Source organism: Streptomyces sp. NPDC030820 (assembly GCF_055572075.1).
The window spans coordinates 573,461-588,293 of record NZ_JBVIEB010000004.1; the positions used below are offsets into that span (position 1 = coordinate 573,461).

The window sequence follows — 14,833 nt, forward strand, 5'->3', positions numbered from 1 at the left end:
GCGCCGGACGCTCCCGCCCCGCTACCGTGACCGCCATGGACGACGCCACCGCACCGCACACAGCCGACAGCCACGACCTGATCCGCGTGCACGGCGCCCGGGAGAACAACCTCAAGGACGTCAGCGTGGAGCTGCCCAAGCGCCGGCTGACCGTGTTCACCGGTGTGTCGGGCTCCGGCAAGAGCTCGCTGGTGTTCGACACGATCGCCGCCGAGTCGCAGCGGCTGATCAACGAGACGTACAGCGCGTTCGTACAGGGCTTCATGCCGACGCTCGCGCGCCCCGAGGTCGACGTCCTCGACGGCATCACCACCGCGATCATCGTCGACCAGCAGCGGATGGGCGCCGACCCCCGCTCCACCGTCGGCACCGCCACCGACGCCAACGCGATGCTGCGCATCCTGTTCAGCCGGCTCGGCAAGCCGCACATCGGCTCGCCCAAGGCGTACTCCTTCAACGTCGCCTCCATCAGCGGTGCCGGTGCGGTCACCGTGGAGCGCGGCGGACAGCAGGTGAAGGAGCGGCGCAGCTTCAGCATCACCGGCGGCATGTGCCCGCGCTGCGAGGGCAGGGGCACGGTCACCGACCTCGACCTCACCCAGCTCTTCGACGACTCCCTGTCCCTCAACGAGGGCGCGCTCACCATCCCCGGCTACAAGACGGGCGGCTGGAACTACCGCCTCTACACCGAGTCCGGCCTGTACGACCCGGACAAGCCGATCCGCAAGTTCACCAAGCGGGAGCTGCACGACTTCCTGCACCGCGAGCCGACCCGGATGAAGATCGCGGGCATCAACATGACCTACGAGGGTCTGATCCCGCGGATCCAGAAGTCGATGCTCGCCAAGGACAAGGAGGGCATGCAGCCGCACATCCGGGCGTTCGTGGACCGTGCGGTGACCTTCACCGTCTGCCCCGACTGCGAGGGCACCCGGCTCACCGCGGCGGCCCGGTCCTCGAAGATCGACGGCGTGAGCATCGCCGACGCGTGCGCGATGCAGATCAGCGACCTGGCCGAGTGGGTGCGGGGGCTCGCCGAGCCGACGGTGGCCCCGTTGCTGGCCTCCCTGCGGCACACCCTCGACTCGTTCGTGGAGATCGGCCTCGGCTATCTCTCGCTCGACCGGCCGGCGGGCACGCTGTCGGGCGGCGAGGCCCAGCGCGTGAAGATGATCCGCCACCTCGGCTCGTCGCTGACCGACGTGACGTACGTCTTCGACGAGCCCACGATCGGCCTGCACCCGCACGACATCCAGCGGATGAACGAGCTGCTGCTGCGCCTGCGCGACAAGGGCAACACCGTGCTGGTCGTGGAGCACAAACCGGAGGCGATCGCGATCGCCGACCATGTCGTCGACCTCGGTCCCGGCGCCGGTACGGCGGGCGGCACCGTCTGCTTCGAGGGCACGCTGGAGGGGCTGCGGGCCAGCGGCACGCTCACCGGCCGGCATCTGGACGACCGGGCGGCGGTCAAGGACACGGTGCGCAAGCCGACGGGCGCGCTGGAGATCAGGGGCGCGACGACGCACAACCTGCGGAACGTGGACGTCGACATCCCGCTCGGCGTGCTGTGTGTCGTCACCGGGGTCGCCGGCTCCGGCAAGAGCTCGCTGGTGCACGGGTCGATGCCGGCCGGCGCGGACGTGGTGTCGATCGACCAGACCCCGATCCGCGGTTCGCGGCGCAGCAACCCGGCGACGTACACCGGGCTGCTGGAGCCGATCCGCAAGGCGTTCGCCAAGGCCAACGGCGTGAAGCCGGCGCTGTTCAGCGCCAACTCCGAGGGCGCCTGCCCCACCTGCAACGGCGCCGGAGTCGTCTACACCGACCTGGCGATGATGGCCGGGGTCGCCACGACGTGCGAGGAGTGCGAGGGGAGACGCTTCCAGGCCGCGGTCCTGGAGTACACCTTCGGCGGGCGGGACATCGCGGAGGTGCTGGCGATGTCGGTGACCGAGGCGGAGGAGTTCTTCGCCGCGGGCGAGGCGCACATCCCGGCGGCGCACAAGATCCTCGACCGCATGTCCGACGTCGGCCTCGGCTACCTCACCCTCGGCCAGCCGCTCACCACCCTCTCCGGCGGCGAACGCCAGCGCCTGAAGCTGGCCACGCACATGGCCGACAAGGGCGGGATCTACATCCTCGACGAGCCGACGACCGGCCTCCACCTGGCCGACGTGGCACAGCTCCTCGCCCTCCTGGACCGCCTGGTCGACTCCGGCAAGTCGGTGATCGTCGTGGAACACCACCAGGCGGTCATGGCCCACGCCGACTGGATCATCGACCTCGGCCCCGGCGCCGGCCACGACGGCGGCCGCGTCGTCTTCGAGGGCACCCCGGCGGACCTGGTCGCTGCGCGCTCGACGCTGACGGGGGAGCACCTGGCCGAGTACGTGGGGATGTGAGGGCCCCGGGGGTCAGTGGCCGGCCGCCCGCAGCCAGTCCTCCAGGATCCCGAAGTCGGTCTCCGTCAGGCCGTGCCGGTGGTCGACCCGGTGGAGGAGGGCGGGGCCGGGATGGTGGACGGCGGTCCAGGCGCGGTCGGCCTCCGTGATCTCGTCGTCCACCCAGACGAACGGCCGGCCCGACGCCCAGGCGACCAGCGGCCGGGTCTTCCAGTGCAGCGGCTCCGGCGGCCCGTCCGCGTCCGGCCACTGCACGACCGGCAGCGGGGGCAGGCCCAGCCAGGGCGCGAGCACGGCGTTGGCGTCGTCCGTCCAGGTCGTGGCCCACACCAGCGCGCAGCCCAGCCCGACGAGCCGGGGTCCGAGCGCCGGATCGACGCGGGCCAGCAGCGGGTGGTCGTCGGCGGGCACCCACGGGCCGTCGTACACCGGGTAGGCGCGGTCCGCCGCCCCGAACGGGATGAGCGGGCCGTCGACGTCGAGGAAGAGCAGCATGACCCCCAGGATCAGCCTCTGAAGCCCTGCGCCGCCAGGACCTAGAACGGCAGCGGCCGGGCGTGGACCACGTCCAGGCGGGACACCGCACGGGTCAGGACCACGTACAGCCGGTGCGCGCCGCGCTCCTCCGCCTCGACCACCGCCGCCGGTTCCACGACCACGACATGGTCGTACTCCAGGCCCTTGACCATGCTCGCGGGGACCAGGGTCACCCGGGCGCCCAGCGCGTCCGCGCCGGCCGGGTCCAGGCCCGCCGCCGTGAGGGCCGACCGTACGGCGTCCATGTCCGCGTCGGCCGCCACGACGCCCACGGAGCCCTCGTGGGCCAGCGCCTCGCGTACGGCGGTCACGGTCGTGCCCGGCACGTCGTCGGTCGGGCGCATCCTCAACTCGCCGTCCGCGCGCAGGGAGTGGGCCGGGGGCACCGACACGTCCAGGCGGGGCAGCAGGCGGTTGGCCAGCTCCACGACGGCCGCCGGTACCCGGAAACCGGTGGTCAGCGGGACCACGGCCGCGTCCGGGCGGCCGAGGTGGCGCAGCTGGACGGACCAGTCGCGGGCGGCCCACGGGGTGGTGCCCTGGGCGAGGTCGCCGAGGACGGTCAGCGAGCCGAAGGCGGCGCGGCGGGCGATGGCCCGGCACTCCATGGGCGAGAGGTCCTGCGCCTCGTCGACGACGAGGTGGCCGTAGCCCTCCGGATGCTCGATCAGCCCGGACAGTTCGTCCAGCAGGACCAGGTCGGCGGCCGACCAGCGGGCCGACTTGTACGAGCGCGGCGGGCGGGGCCACACCAGCGCCGCCTGCTCGTCGGGGTCCAGCAGGCCGTCGGCGGCCCGCGCCAACTCGACCGGGTCGGTGAGGAGTTGGGCCAGCACCTCCTCGGGGCGGACCTTGGGCCAGACCAGGTCGAGGTGCTCGGTGAGCGGTCGGGCCCGTTCGATGCGGCGCACCCAGGAGGCGGGCAGGACCCCGGTGCGCCGTTCGGCCCGCTCGCGCAGCAGCCGTACCACCCGGGTGCGCACCCGCTCGCGGCCGATGGCGTACGGCGGCTCCTCGGTGCGCACCGCCTCGACGACGGCGGCCAGTTCCTCGGCGGGTACCCGCCACCAGCTGGAGCCGTCCTTCACGGCCAGGTCGGTCACGCCCTCGGTGGTGGCCCTGCCGTACAGCGCCCGGCGCAGCACCTCGGCCATGCGGGCGTCGTGCTTGAGCGCTGCCGTGTCCGCCGGGTCGGTGCCGGTGACCGGGTGCCGGGCGATCTCCCCCAGCAGGGTGGACTGACGATAGCCCCCATCAGTCGCTCCGCGACGGGCCGTCTCGCCGAGGGAGGGCAGCACCTCGGCGATGTAGTGGAGGAAGGTGCGGCTGGGCCCGAGGATCAGCAGTCCGGCGCGCTGGAGCCGCTTGGGGTGGGTGTACAGCAGGTACGCGGCGCGGTGCAGACCCACCGCGGTCTTGCCGGTGCCGGGCGCGCCCTGGACGCACACCGAGTCGGTGAGGGCGGCGCGGACGAGGTCGTCCTGTTCGGGCTGGATGGTGGCGGCGATGTCCCGCATGGGTCCGACGCGCGGCCGTTCGATCTCGCGGGCCACGATGTCGCTGGTCCGGGACTCGCCCCGGCCGAGGTGCTCGTCCTCCAGCCCGGTGAGGTCGGCGGAGTCGCCCCCGCTGCCCGGCGCCCAGCCGAACCGGCGCCGCACCTCGACGCCGCGCGGGTCGCGGGCGCTCGCCTGGTAGAAGGCGCGGGAGACGGGGGCCCGCCAGTCGACCACGAGGGGCGGGGCGCCCGGGTCCTCGGTGATCCGGAGCCGGCCGACGTGGTAGTTCTGCCCGCCGTGCTCGGCGTCCCCGTCGGTGAAGTCCAGCCGGCCGAAGAACAGCGGGCCGGGCGGCAGTTCGCGCAGCGCTTTGGCCTGGCTGCGCAGGCGGTGGCCGAGGACCTCGGCGTCGGCTCCGGAGGCGGAGACGTCCTCGCCGATGACGACCTGCTCGGCGGCGCCCTCGACCATCGCGGCGAGGGCGGCACGGCAGGTGTCGTGGTAGGCGCGCTCGGTGTGCAGGGTGTCCGTGAGGGCGGGGTCGAGTGTCGTCATGACGCCAGCGTACCGCCATGACGTTACCGAGTTACATTTTTAACCGAGTCTCACGATGTGCGTTTCAGCTCCGGCAGCCCCTCCCCCAGCCGCCGGAACGCCCGCTCGGCCGCCCGTACGGCGTCCGGCGCCACCTCCTCGATCGGCTCCCCCGCCGCGACCCGCCGCCAGTTCTCCTGCGCGAGGATGCGCTGCACCGCGATGATCTGCCCGGCGGCCAGCCGCGCGTCCAGACCGCCCCCGAGCGCCTCGGCGAGCGCCGCCTCCGACCGCTCCAGATGGGAGTGCGCCCGCGCCACCAGGGCCGGGGTGCCGTAGAGCAGGGTGTGGAAGGCGAGCACCTGGGGGTGGTCGTTCAGGCCGGTGACCGGGTCGCGCCGCTCGAGACCGGCGAGGAAGTGCCGGCGCAGCGCGTCCACCGGATCGGCCGCCCCGGCGACCACCCGCGCGGCCTCCGTCTCGTGGTCCGCGATCCGGTGCAGGACCAGGTCCTCCTTGGCCGGGAAGTACCGGAAGAGCGTCGGCTTGGAGATCCCGGCCGCCGCCGCGACCTCGGCCACGGACACCGCGTCGAAGCCCCGCTCCAGGAACAGCCGTACGGCGATGTCGGACACGTCCTGGTACATCTGCCGCTTCTTGCGCTCACGCAGGCCCATCTCACCCATGGGGCGAGCCTACGCAGCGCCGCCCGGGCGGGTGGGCCAGGCCAGGGCGCGGGTGAGGTACGGGTTGGTCCGGCGCCGCGAGGACAGCCCCAGGGAGGCGGTGGCCGCCGCCAGGGTCATCGCGTACGAGTCCACCGCGCGGCGCACGTTGGGGGCGTCCAGGCTCGCGCCGGTCACCAGGCGGTCGAGGTCGACGTAGGCGGACCGGACGATCTCGATCCACCGGTACACCCGCCAGTCCTCCTGCCAGTTCCTGGTGAACCGGGCCGGCAGCCGGCTCTCCCAGCGGCGGAACATCCGGTCACGGATCTCCGGCCGGGTCGGGGTGAGGTGCATGTGCCGGACCAGCTCGTACAGCGGGTCGCCGACCACGGCCAGCTCCCAGTCGATGAGGGTCAGCGCCAGATCGTCACCGCGGCGCACCAGGTTCCAGGGGTTGAGGTCACCGTGCAGCAGGGCGGCGGCCCGGTCGGTGACCTGGTGCCGGGCGAGGATCTCGCGCAGCCGGGCCGCGTCGGGCAGGCCGAGGAAGCGGGCCAGCTGCTGCGACTCCTTGGGCAGCCGGGCCACCAGCGCCACCAGCTGGTCGCTGAGCCAGGCGTAGAAGCCGGGCCGGCCGGCCAGCGGGTCGACCAGGGTGTAGTCGACCTCGGTCAGCGCGGCCAGCTGGTCGACCAGGCGGTCCGCCTCGTGCGGCAGCAGCCCGTGCACCGGGTGCTCGGGCCGCCGGCCCACATCGGGCGGGCCCTCGTAGGTGTGGACGGCGAAGAGGTCCCCGGAGTAGGTCCGGATGCCGGAGAGGTGCTCCGAGTGGCTCTCCCCCAGCGCCAGCACCCGCGGCGCGGCCACCGGCGCCCCCGACCGCTCGATGGCCTGGAGCACGGCGTGCTCGCTGAGGAAGCTGCGTTCGCGCCGGGTGACGTGCGCGACCGTGCGCCGTACGACGACCGGGAACGGGATGCGGGGGAGCCGCAGCACCGTGTTGAGGTGCGCAGTGCCCTTGAACACCCGGTGGGCCGGGGCCGCGCCCTCCAGGACCAGGGCGTCGGCGACGGCGGAGTGCGGGAAGTCGGGGTGTTCCGGCACCCGCCGGTCCGGCTTCCAGTCGATCGCCCGGGGGACCGGACCCCGCCACGGCCCGCCGCCGACCGGCGCCGCCGCACCCGTGCCCGTCGTGGTTCCGGGCCGTACGGACGCCGCGCGCCAGCGGAACAGGATCCGCTCGATCTCCTCCCGCCCCGGCACCCGGCCCAGCCGCAGCGGCTCCGCCGCCGCCTGCACGGCCTGGTGCACCCATGCCGTCGCCTCGTCCAGGCTCTTCTGGTCGAAGGACTCCTCCAGCGACCTCGCGGCCCGCATCACATCGGGGTACACCGACTGCGCCCGTTCGAAGGCCACGTAGTGCCGCAGATCCCGGGTCACGCCGTTGACCGCCGCCGGCCGCACCCGGCCCATGGCGCGCGCCCACGCCTCGACGACCTCGCCCCACTGGTGGTCCGGATACTGCATCCGGACCAGGTGGACGGCGAGGTCGTGCAGCGGATCGCCGTAGGTGGCGAGCTCCCAGTCGACCCAGATCAGGGGCGGATCACCGCCGTACGACATGATCACGTTGTCGCGGTGCAGGTCGGCGTGGAGCAGTCCGTAGGGGCGGCGGGACATGGCGGGGACCCGTTCGGCCAGCCGGGCCAGGGCGTCCTCGGGGATGCCGAGAGCGGCGAACAGGCCGCCGAACCGGCGCCAGTTGGGCTTGCGGATCTGCAGGTCGGCCAGCCGGGCCAGGGTCTGCAGAAAGCCCTGGCTGTCGGTGTGGTTCCGGGGCCACAGGGACGGCAGCGGCGGCAGCGCGGGCCCCCGCACCTGGGCCGCCTGGGCGAGCAGGTCCGCCAGGGCCCCGACCAGCAGGCCGTCGACCGGTTTGCCGGCCCGGCAGACGCTGGAGAGCGGCACGCCTTCCACATAGCTGTGGATGGCGAAGCCGTCGCCCTCGACCAGGCACTCGGGCACGTTGGGCAGCACGCCCTTGACGGCCCGCAGGATCCCCGCCTCGCTGCGCCAGGTCCGGATCACCACGGGCAGGGCGTCGGCGCGCGGCAGCCGTACGGTCACGAGGGTGCCGGGCTTCCGGCCCAGCAGCCGGGCCATGGGCTCGGGCAGCGGCAGCACGTGGTTGTCGTTGTGGAAACCGCCGCTGGTACGCCCCCGCGCGGCGGCCTCCGCCACGAACGCCCGCCATACGGCCTCGGTCCGGGACCGGCCGGAGCGCGGCCCCGCCGTGTCGCGGGGGACGGGTGGTGCGCCCACTGGTCGCTCCGGGTTTCGATCGCGCTGCGCTGGAGGGGGACGAGACGGGTCGGGGGAAAAACGCTAACTCCCCGGACGACGGACAACACAACCTGCGGCCCGGTCGAGCAGCCAGGCGGGTGGTGTGCCACTCGTCCGCGCCGAGCCGGCAGAGGCTGGCTCGTCGCCATCCCTCACGCGAGAACCCGAGCGGTCGCTCGGACGGTAGGGCGGATGCTATCCCATACCCGACGGTGTTCCGGGCCTCACGCCTGTGCCGCCGGCCGTTCCGCCGGCTTCGGGGCCTCGTCCGTCAGCAGTTCCCACGTGGCCTCGAACCACGCCGCCATGCCGTCCACGAAACTCGACCCCGGCGAGTCCGTACGGTCGTCGCGGACGTGGTGGGTGAGGGTCGCGCCCAGTCCCAGGACGTCCACCGCCTCGACCTCCTCGCCGGTGTCGAGCATCACCGGGCGGACGAACGGTACGTACGGGCCGTGCAGCACCTCGGAACGGTTGACGATGTAGAGCTTGAACATCGGGGCGGAGTTCAGGTGGCGGAACTCGTACTTCACCGACGGGACCAGCTTCTCCGTGTGCAGCTCCCGGAGGACCTTGTCGAGGGAGGCGAGGTGGGTCTCGGCGATGCCGCGCAGCCGCTTCCGCAGCCGCTCGTCGTCCTTCCCGTCGTGCACACCTCGCGGGTAGGGCAGGGCGTCGATCGCGGAGGGCACGATCAGCCGCAGGGCGATGCTCTGGGGCGCGATGCTCTTGCTGCGGATCCGCTCCGCCTGCACATGCATGTGGGTGTTCAGGCTCTCGGACGTCAACGTGTAGATGTCCAGGGCGACTTCGCGCTGCTCGAACGCCTCGGCGATCAGCGGACCGAGGGTCAGCTGACGGCGTGACCTGCTCGCCCGGGGCGTCGAGGAGCGGACGTGCTGGTTTCGCACCACCCGCGAGCCCTTGCCCTGCCGGGACTGGATCCAGCCCTCACCCCGCAGCACGCGCAGTGCCCGCTGCACGGTGTCCCGGGAGATCCCGAACTCCTGCGCCAGGGCGGCCTGGGAGGGCAGATAGTCGTCCACCGCGTAGAAGCCGTCGGCCATCCGGGCCCGCAGCTCCTCCGTGACCCGGCGAAACTCGTGGCCGCCGGCCTCGTCCTTCCGCTCCGTCGTCACACGCGGTACGTACCTCCGGCGCACCCTCGGCAAACCCAGGACGGTCAGGCAACCAGTCAAGTCAACTGCGCGGTTACTGGATCTAGTTGACCGGGCATGCTGCCACAAGCAGTCAACTTCATCAGTCAACAGCGCGGACTTGAGTGGTTGACCGGTTGCCGGGGGCCCGGGAGGGGTGCAAGCCGTGACGATCCATGTGCTCGGATTCGATGTGCAGATCGACGACCTGACCCAGCTGGTCCTCTGGGGCGTGGGGCTCCTGGCGTCGCTGCGGGCCTGGGCCCGCAAGCGGCGGGGCCGGCCGGAGGCCGGGATCCCGGAGGCCGACGCCCCGGAGGCCGGGATCCCCGAGGCCGCACGGCCCGCCGTCACCAGCCCCGCAGCACCCGCAGCAACGGCTCCAGCGAAGCGACGACGTGCCCGGCACCGGCCTCCCGCAGAAGCTTCCCCTTCCGATCGTTACGCGCGTAGCCGAGAAAGGGCACGCCTGCGTCGTTCGCGGCGGCGAGGTCGGACGGTGAGTCGCCGATCATCAGGGCCGCCGAAGGGGCGGAGCCCGTCGCGGCCAGCGCCCGGTTGAGGCAGTCCGGGTCGGGCTTGAGGAGGTGCAGCTCGGTCGTACGGCCGTAGATGTGGGGGGCGAAGCAGCCGGTGAGACCGCGGTCCTCCAGATAGGTGCGGACCACCCTCGGGGAGTTGTTGGTGGTGATGGCCAGCCGGGCGCCCACCGCGGTCCAGGTGCGTATCAGGGGATCGGCGTAGGCGGTGGGCAGCGCGGAGCCGGCGGCCCGCAGCTCCTCCTGGGTGAGACGTTCCTCCAGCTCGGTCACGAGGTCGCTGCCGGGGTGCCGGAGGTCCACGGCGCGCAGCACCTCGTGCGGGTCGAGCGAGTCACGCTCGGAGTCGCTGAGCAGGTTGTGCAGCCCGCGCCCGGCCAGCCAGTCCACCAGCCCGGTCGCCACCCGTTCGGCCTTGTGCAGCGCGAACAGACGGCAGATCGGCCCGTCGAAGTCCCACAGGACCACCCGGGCGCCCTCGATCAGACCCCGGAGCTCGTCGATCTCGTCCGCGGTCCGCCCCGCGGTCCCTTCGGTCCGCGTCGTGTCGGTCTGCGTCGCATCGGTCTGCGTCGTCGCATCAGAAGTCACTAGGAGAGTGTCAGGTCCGTGGTGATGGTTTCCCAGAGGGCGTCGAACCACTTCTGCGATTGCTCCACGAACGCGGCGTCCCGCTGACCGGCCCGCTGCTCGAAGGAGAACAGCAAGGACTCCGAGCCGAGTGTGTCGTACATCTCCAGCGTCCCGCTGTCGGTGGGCTCCGCGCGGCGCGTGACCATGTAGTGCGCGAACAGCGCCTCGACCCCGTTGAGCAGGTACAGCTTGACCGGCGGGGTGAACGGGAGCGCCCGGAAGGTGACATGGACGTCGATGTCGTGGGTGCCGCGCAGCGCCTGCAGGTTGTACTGCAGGACCTGGCCCTGGGCGTTGCGCATGGCCAGCCAGCGCCGGTGCACGGCGTGGTCCTCCTCGCTGCCGGCGTCGACCGAGACCGGGAAGGCGAGGTTGATGTCGCGGGACGGCAGCAGGATGCGGGCGTCGATCCGCTCGGGGCGCAGCCGGCCCTCGTGGACCAGGCGCAGCGGCTCGCCGAGCGCGGGGATCAGGCTCTGCGCGGTCAGGCAGACGGCGTCGATCCGCACGTGCGGCGCCGAGAAGGCCTCGGTCAGCCGGGGCGCGAGCGCCACCATGGTCGGCTGCGGCTCCCCCCGCGCGGGCTGCGGCTCGGCGACCCGCGGCGGGCTGCCCTTGCTGACGTCGGCGAGCAGCCCGTCCTCCTGGAGCACCCGCAGCGCCTGGCGTACGGCGCCCCGCTCGACGCCGAACTCCCCGGCCAGCTCGGCCTGGGTGGGCAGCCGCTCGCCCGGCTGCAGCTCGCCGGTGCGGATCCGCTCGCGCAGGGTGTCGGCGATCTCCTGGGGAGTGAGCCTCCTGCTGCCGTTCACTGCCACATGCTCCTGAGTCACGACCAAACGCTACAACTTTGATCCATCTATGGGGAGTTGCCGAGAAGTTGTTTATGAACTCGGACCAAGTGGGGACAACTTAGATGGAGTTGGTTGCCAACTTTTCCGAGTTGGCCAATCTTCTGAAGGGGGAACCGCCGTGCCTGCCCTCGCTCTCCTCGTCGAGCAACTCGTCCAGTGGAAGTACGGTGTCGCCGGCGCCGTCGGACTGCTTCTGATCTCCGTCGGCATCGAGACCAAGAGCCACAAGGCCATCTCGGCCGGCGCCGTCCTGCTCGCCGTGCTCCTCGCGGGCCCGGCGCTGTAACGCCTCACCAGTCCTAGGAACTGAGCAGAAGCTCCGAACTGATCGTCTCCCACAGCGCGTCGAACCACAGCCGCGACTGCTCCACGAACGCCGCGTCCCGCTCCCCGGCACGCCGCTCGAAGGCGAACAGCATCGAGCGCGTGCCGTCGGCGTCGTACAGCTCCAGATGCTCGTGTTCGATCTCCCGCTCGCGGCGCTTCAGCGTGTAGTACGCGAACAGCGCCTCGGAGCCGTTGAGCAGGTACAGCTTGACCGGCGGGGTGAACGGCAGTGCCCGGAAGGAGACCCGGACGTCGACGCCGTGCGTGGTGAGCAGGGCCAGCAGGTTCTGCCGCAGCACCATGCCCTGGGCGTTGCGCTGGGCCAGCCAGCGCCGGTGCAGCAGACCGTGGTCGTCGGCGGCCACCGGGGCCGGGAAGGCGAGGTCGATGTCACGGCTGGGCAGCAGCACCCGGACGTCGATCTTGGCCGGTTTCAGCCGTCCCGCGTGGATCTGCCGCAGCGGCTCGCCGACGGCCAGCGTGAGCGAGACCGAGGTCAGGCAGAGCGCGTCGATCCGCACGTGGGGGGCGGCGAAGGCCTCCGCTATCCGGGGTGCGAGGCCGACCATCGTGGGCTGCGGCGGCGCCGCCGGTCCGGCCGGCAGCCGGGCCGGTCCCGGCACTGCCGCCACGGTGGCCGGGCTGCCCTTGGACACGTTGGTGAGCAGGCGCTCCGACTGCAGGATGCGCAGGGCCTGGCGCACGGCACCGCGTTCGACGCCGAACTCGACGGCCAGCTCCGCCTGCGTGGGCATGCGCTGACCCGGCTGCAGCAGTCCGGCCCTGATCCGGCTGCGCAGTTCGTCGGCGATGTCGCGATGGGACGTGTGGGGCCGCTGTGACCTCGTCCGTCCACTGGCGGAGGCGTGCTCCGGGTCCACGGACAAACACTACAACTTCCCGCCAACTTCCGGCAGTTCGCCGATAGCTGGTTATGAGCCGCTTCCGGGCGGACATAAGTACGGTGAAGTTGGCTGCCAACTTGCAGGACATGGTCAAGCTTCCCAGTGGTTGGCCGACCGGGCTCCCTTCCGGAGGGGAGCCGGGAGCCCGGGCAGGGGACGGCCACCGAAGCGCACAGTCACAACTGAACACGACATCGCACAGCCACAACTGAACACCGCCAGCACAGCCACAACTGAACAGCTCGCTACGGATGCACAGCCGAAAGCCGCCGACAGGAGGGAGCGGTCAGCAGGGAGCGATCAGAAGATGTCCGGGCACCAAGGACGCGCGGACGAACGGAACAGGGCGTCGGCCTTCCGGGCGGCGCCCTCTCGTTCTTCCCGCACCCGCCCGAGCGCCGCGAGCCGCAGCACGGACTCCCCGCCGAGCCAGACCGAGGCCAACTCGCCGACGCCCAGCGTGAGATCGGCGCCCTCGGTGCCCGCCGGCACACAGGACGCTCCCTCGGGCGAGGCCTCCAGCCGGAACCGGCCCCCGGCCAGACCGGCTTCGTCCACGACCTCCAGGACCAGCGTGCCCGCCCCGTCGTACGTCCGCGCCTCCAGGGCCCGTACGACGTCCAGGATCCGCACCCACAGCCAGTCCCCGTGCCCGGTGATCCGGGCGGCGCGCGGGTCGGGGAGGTAGTACGGCAGCAGGTCGTCGGGGCCGCGGTAGCCGCTCTTGATCTTGGTGATCCAGTCGATCGAACACAGGTAGTGCCACAGGGCGCGCTCGGCCGCCGGAGTGGTGGCGGTGAGCTTGAGCACGGAGGCGGTCTGGTCCGGCTGCTTGCCGTTCCAGGTGTCGTCGGACTTGTACGCGACCAGGCCCTGGACCTCGCCGTCGGCCGCGCGGTGGACAGCGTAGAACGGCTCGGTCCAGTCGGCGTGGCAGCGGACGGCCCCGGTGTGCATCTGCCACCACAGCTCGTCCCGGCTGACCGCGCCGGGCTGGATGCGCCGGAACCGCTCGTAGAGCTCCGGGCCCAGCTTGCGGACCTCCGCCCCGTCCACCAGGTCGATGCGGCCCCCGTCGTCCGGGCCCGACCAGCGCGGATCGAGGCCGGCCCGGGGCACCTCCACGGTCCACTGGGTGGACCAGGTGGCCGGGCCGAAGCCGTACCGGCCGTAGATCGGGTACTCGGCGGCGATCAGCGTGGCGACCACGTCGCCGCGCTCCTTCGCCGCCGCGAGGTCCTGGTTCATCATCCGGGTCAGCAGGCCACGGCGGCGGTGGGTGGGGCTGACGGTGACGTTGCTGATCGCGTCCGCCGGGACCAGGCCGCCGCCCACCGCGGTGAGCTCCTGCTCGAAGGAACGGAAGGTGGCGACGCACCGGCCGCCGTCGAAGGCACCGAGCAGCCGGCCCGGCACGAACTGCAGGCGCCGGGCGTCGAGTTCCCCGGGCGTCAGGACGGGTGGCTGCAGGAACCCGGTGGCCAGCGCGCGCTGCCAGTCCTCGAAGTCGGCCTCGGTGACTGTCCGGACGTCGGTCATGGGGCCACGGTAGGTGGGCGCCGCGCCGTCTGTCGCCCGGATTTCCGCGACTCCCCGGCGCTCGGGCGCCCGCCGCCCGCCCGACGTCATGTCAGCAGGTCATCGATCTGTGCCTCGCCCACCCGGTACCGCCGCGCGATCTCCCCGCTGCAGTCGTCGGTCGTCCGCTGCAACCGCTGGCGGCGCCGGGACACCTCCTGCTCGTACCGCACCAGGCGCCCCATCGCACTGGCCAGTTCCAGGTCGGTCCGCGCCTGCAGGTCCGACAGCTCGACCTCGGCGAGCATCTCCGCGGCCAGCTGCCGGTACTCCTCGTTGTGCGGGGTGCCGAGCGTGACATGGCGGGCCGAGGAGCGGTGCCGGGCCGGGGCGTCCTTGAGGATCTCCGGTAGCCGGTCGACCACGGAACCGTCCGCGGGCGCGGGCACGGACGCGCGGCCGCGCCGGCACAGCTCCGCGCGCAGGATGTCGATCCGCCCCTGCAGCAGCCGCCGCACATAGCTGAGGTCCGCCTCGTCGCGCTGGGCGTCGCGGCGCAGCGTGCGCAGCTCGGGCAGGCTCAGCCGGGCGAGGTCGAGCGGATGGGGGTCCGCCCAGCCCGAAGAGTCCGGGGGAGGCTCCGCGGGCAGCTCGGGGCCCGCCGGGGCCGCCGGGCTCGCCGGCGCGTCGGCGCGCTGGGCGGGCGGCCGGTACGTCCCCTGCGTTCCCAGCCGCCCGCTGGTGCTCGGTGTGCTCATGTGCTTCTGACCGTCCCCTCGACCGGCGTGTGAAAGCATCGTGCCACCCCAACTGGCCGCTATGTGACCGAGTGCCCCCGAACGGCCCCAGATGGGGGGTAAGGGATCCATAAGGGATCTATGATTGGCTTCCTGTGCCCGCGTACCGGGCACCCG

Annotated in this window: 12 protein-coding genes; 2 read left to right on the top strand and 10 right to left on the bottom strand. The window is 72.3% G+C overall.

All coding sequences use genetic code 11. The features are described from left to right. Positions 1 to 35 precede the first annotated feature (35 nt). On the top strand, positions 36 to 2,405 hold the full coding sequence (locus ACZ418_RS14495) for an ATP-binding cassette domain-containing protein (RefSeq protein ID WP_468362147.1): 2,370 nt from the start codon (positions 36 to 38) through the stop codon (positions 2,403 to 2,405). A 12-nt stretch (positions 2,406 to 2,417) separates the two neighbouring features. Here ACZ418_RS14495 and ACZ418_RS14500 read toward each other — a convergent pair whose 3' ends face one another. The 7 genes from ACZ418_RS14500 to ACZ418_RS14530 all read right to left on the bottom strand — a co-directional run bounded on the left by ACZ418_RS14500 (position 2,418) and on the right by ACZ418_RS14530 (position 11,154). Continuing rightward, positions 2,418 to 2,900 (bottom strand): HAD domain-containing protein, encoded by a 483-nt coding sequence (locus tag ACZ418_RS14500; RefSeq protein ID WP_468362149.1) that lies wholly within the window; start codon positions 2,898 to 2,900, stop codon positions 2,418 to 2,420. A 41-nt stretch (positions 2,901 to 2,941) separates the two neighbouring features. After that, positions 2,942 to 4,996 (bottom strand): HelD family protein, encoded by a 2,055-nt coding sequence (locus ACZ418_RS14505; RefSeq protein WP_468362151.1) that lies wholly within the window; start codon positions 4,994 to 4,996, stop codon positions 2,942 to 2,944. 50 nt (positions 4,997 to 5,046) lie between these two features. Further along, positions 5,047 to 5,661, bottom strand: coding sequence for a TetR family transcriptional regulator (locus tag ACZ418_RS14510; protein ID WP_468362153.1), 615 nt, complete (start codon positions 5,659 to 5,661; stop codon positions 5,047 to 5,049). A 9-nt stretch (positions 5,662 to 5,670) separates the two neighbouring features. Beyond that, entirely contained in the window at positions 5,671 to 7,965 is a 2,295-nt protein-coding gene (locus ACZ418_RS14515; protein WP_468362155.1) for a phosphotransferase, read from the bottom strand. Positions 7,966 to 8,210: 245 nt separating this feature from the next. Further along, positions 8,211 to 9,125: a winged helix-turn-helix domain-containing protein gene (locus tag ACZ418_RS14520; protein WP_468362157.1), complete on the bottom strand. Its 915-nt coding sequence runs from the start codon at positions 9,123 to 9,125 to the stop codon at positions 8,211 to 8,213. Between the two features lie 368 nt (positions 9,126 to 9,493). Then, positions 9,494 to 10,324, bottom strand: coding sequence for an HAD family hydrolase (locus ACZ418_RS14525; protein ID WP_468362159.1), 831 nt, complete (start codon positions 10,322 to 10,324; stop codon positions 9,494 to 9,496). After that, on the bottom strand, positions 10,273 to 11,154 hold the full coding sequence (locus tag ACZ418_RS14530) for a winged helix-turn-helix domain-containing protein (RefSeq protein ID WP_468362161.1): 882 nt from the start codon (positions 11,152 to 11,154) through the stop codon (positions 10,273 to 10,275). The genes ACZ418_RS14525 and ACZ418_RS14530 overlap by 52 nt, the downstream gene beginning before the upstream one ends. Before the next feature lie 133 nt (positions 11,155 to 11,287). On the opposite strand from ACZ418_RS14530, the gene ACZ418_RS14535 reads away from it, so the two are divergent. Further along, on the top strand, positions 11,288 to 11,455 hold the full coding sequence (locus ACZ418_RS14535) for a hypothetical protein (RefSeq protein ID WP_451554061.1): 168 nt from the start codon (positions 11,288 to 11,290) through the stop codon (positions 11,453 to 11,455). Positions 11,456 to 11,468: 13 nt separating this feature from the next. On the opposite strand, the gene ACZ418_RS14540 is transcribed toward ACZ418_RS14535, so the two are convergent. The 3 genes from ACZ418_RS14540 to ACZ418_RS14550 form a co-directional block, all read right to left on the bottom strand. Next, positions 11,469 to 12,383, bottom strand: coding sequence for a winged helix-turn-helix domain-containing protein (locus ACZ418_RS14540; protein ID WP_468362164.1), 915 nt, complete (start codon positions 12,381 to 12,383; stop codon positions 11,469 to 11,471). Positions 12,384 to 12,701: 318 nt separating this feature from the next. Next, positions 12,702 to 13,940 carry a GNAT family N-acetyltransferase gene (locus ACZ418_RS14545; RefSeq protein WP_468362166.1) on the bottom strand — a complete coding sequence of 413 codons (1,239 nt, stop codon included), beginning with the start codon at positions 13,938 to 13,940 and terminating at the stop codon, positions 12,702 to 12,704. An 86-nt stretch (positions 13,941 to 14,026) separates the two neighbouring features. Beyond that, positions 14,027 to 14,677: an RsiG family protein gene (locus tag ACZ418_RS14550; protein WP_468362168.1), complete on the bottom strand. Its 651-nt coding sequence runs from the start codon at positions 14,675 to 14,677 to the stop codon at positions 14,027 to 14,029. Positions 14,678 to 14,833 lie beyond the last annotated feature (156 nt).

What these genes read in the sequence shown, in the direction of transcription:
- ACZ418_RS14495 (WP_468362147.1), top strand. Translation starts at nt 36, where the DNA reads ATGGACGACGCCACCGCACCGCACACAGCCGACAGCCACGACCTGATC.
- ACZ418_RS14500 (WP_468362149.1), bottom strand. Translation starts at nt 2,900, where the DNA reads ATGCTGCTCTTCCTCGACGTCGACGGCCCGCTCATCCCGTTCGGGGCG.
- ACZ418_RS14505 (WP_468362151.1), bottom strand. Translation starts at nt 4,996, where the DNA reads ATGACGACACTCGACCCCGCCCTCACGGACACCCTGCACACCGAGCGC.
- ACZ418_RS14510 (WP_468362153.1), bottom strand. Translation starts at nt 5,661, where the DNA reads ATGGGTGAGATGGGCCTGCGTGAGCGCAAGAAGCGGCAGATGTACCAG.
- ACZ418_RS14545 (WP_468362166.1), bottom strand. Translation starts at nt 13,940, where the DNA reads ATGACCGACGTCCGGACAGTCACCGAGGCCGACTTCGAGGACTGGCAG.
- ACZ418_RS14550 (WP_468362168.1), bottom strand. Translation starts at nt 14,677, where the DNA reads ATGAGCACACCGAGCACCAGCGGGCGGCTGGGAACGCAGGGGACGTAC.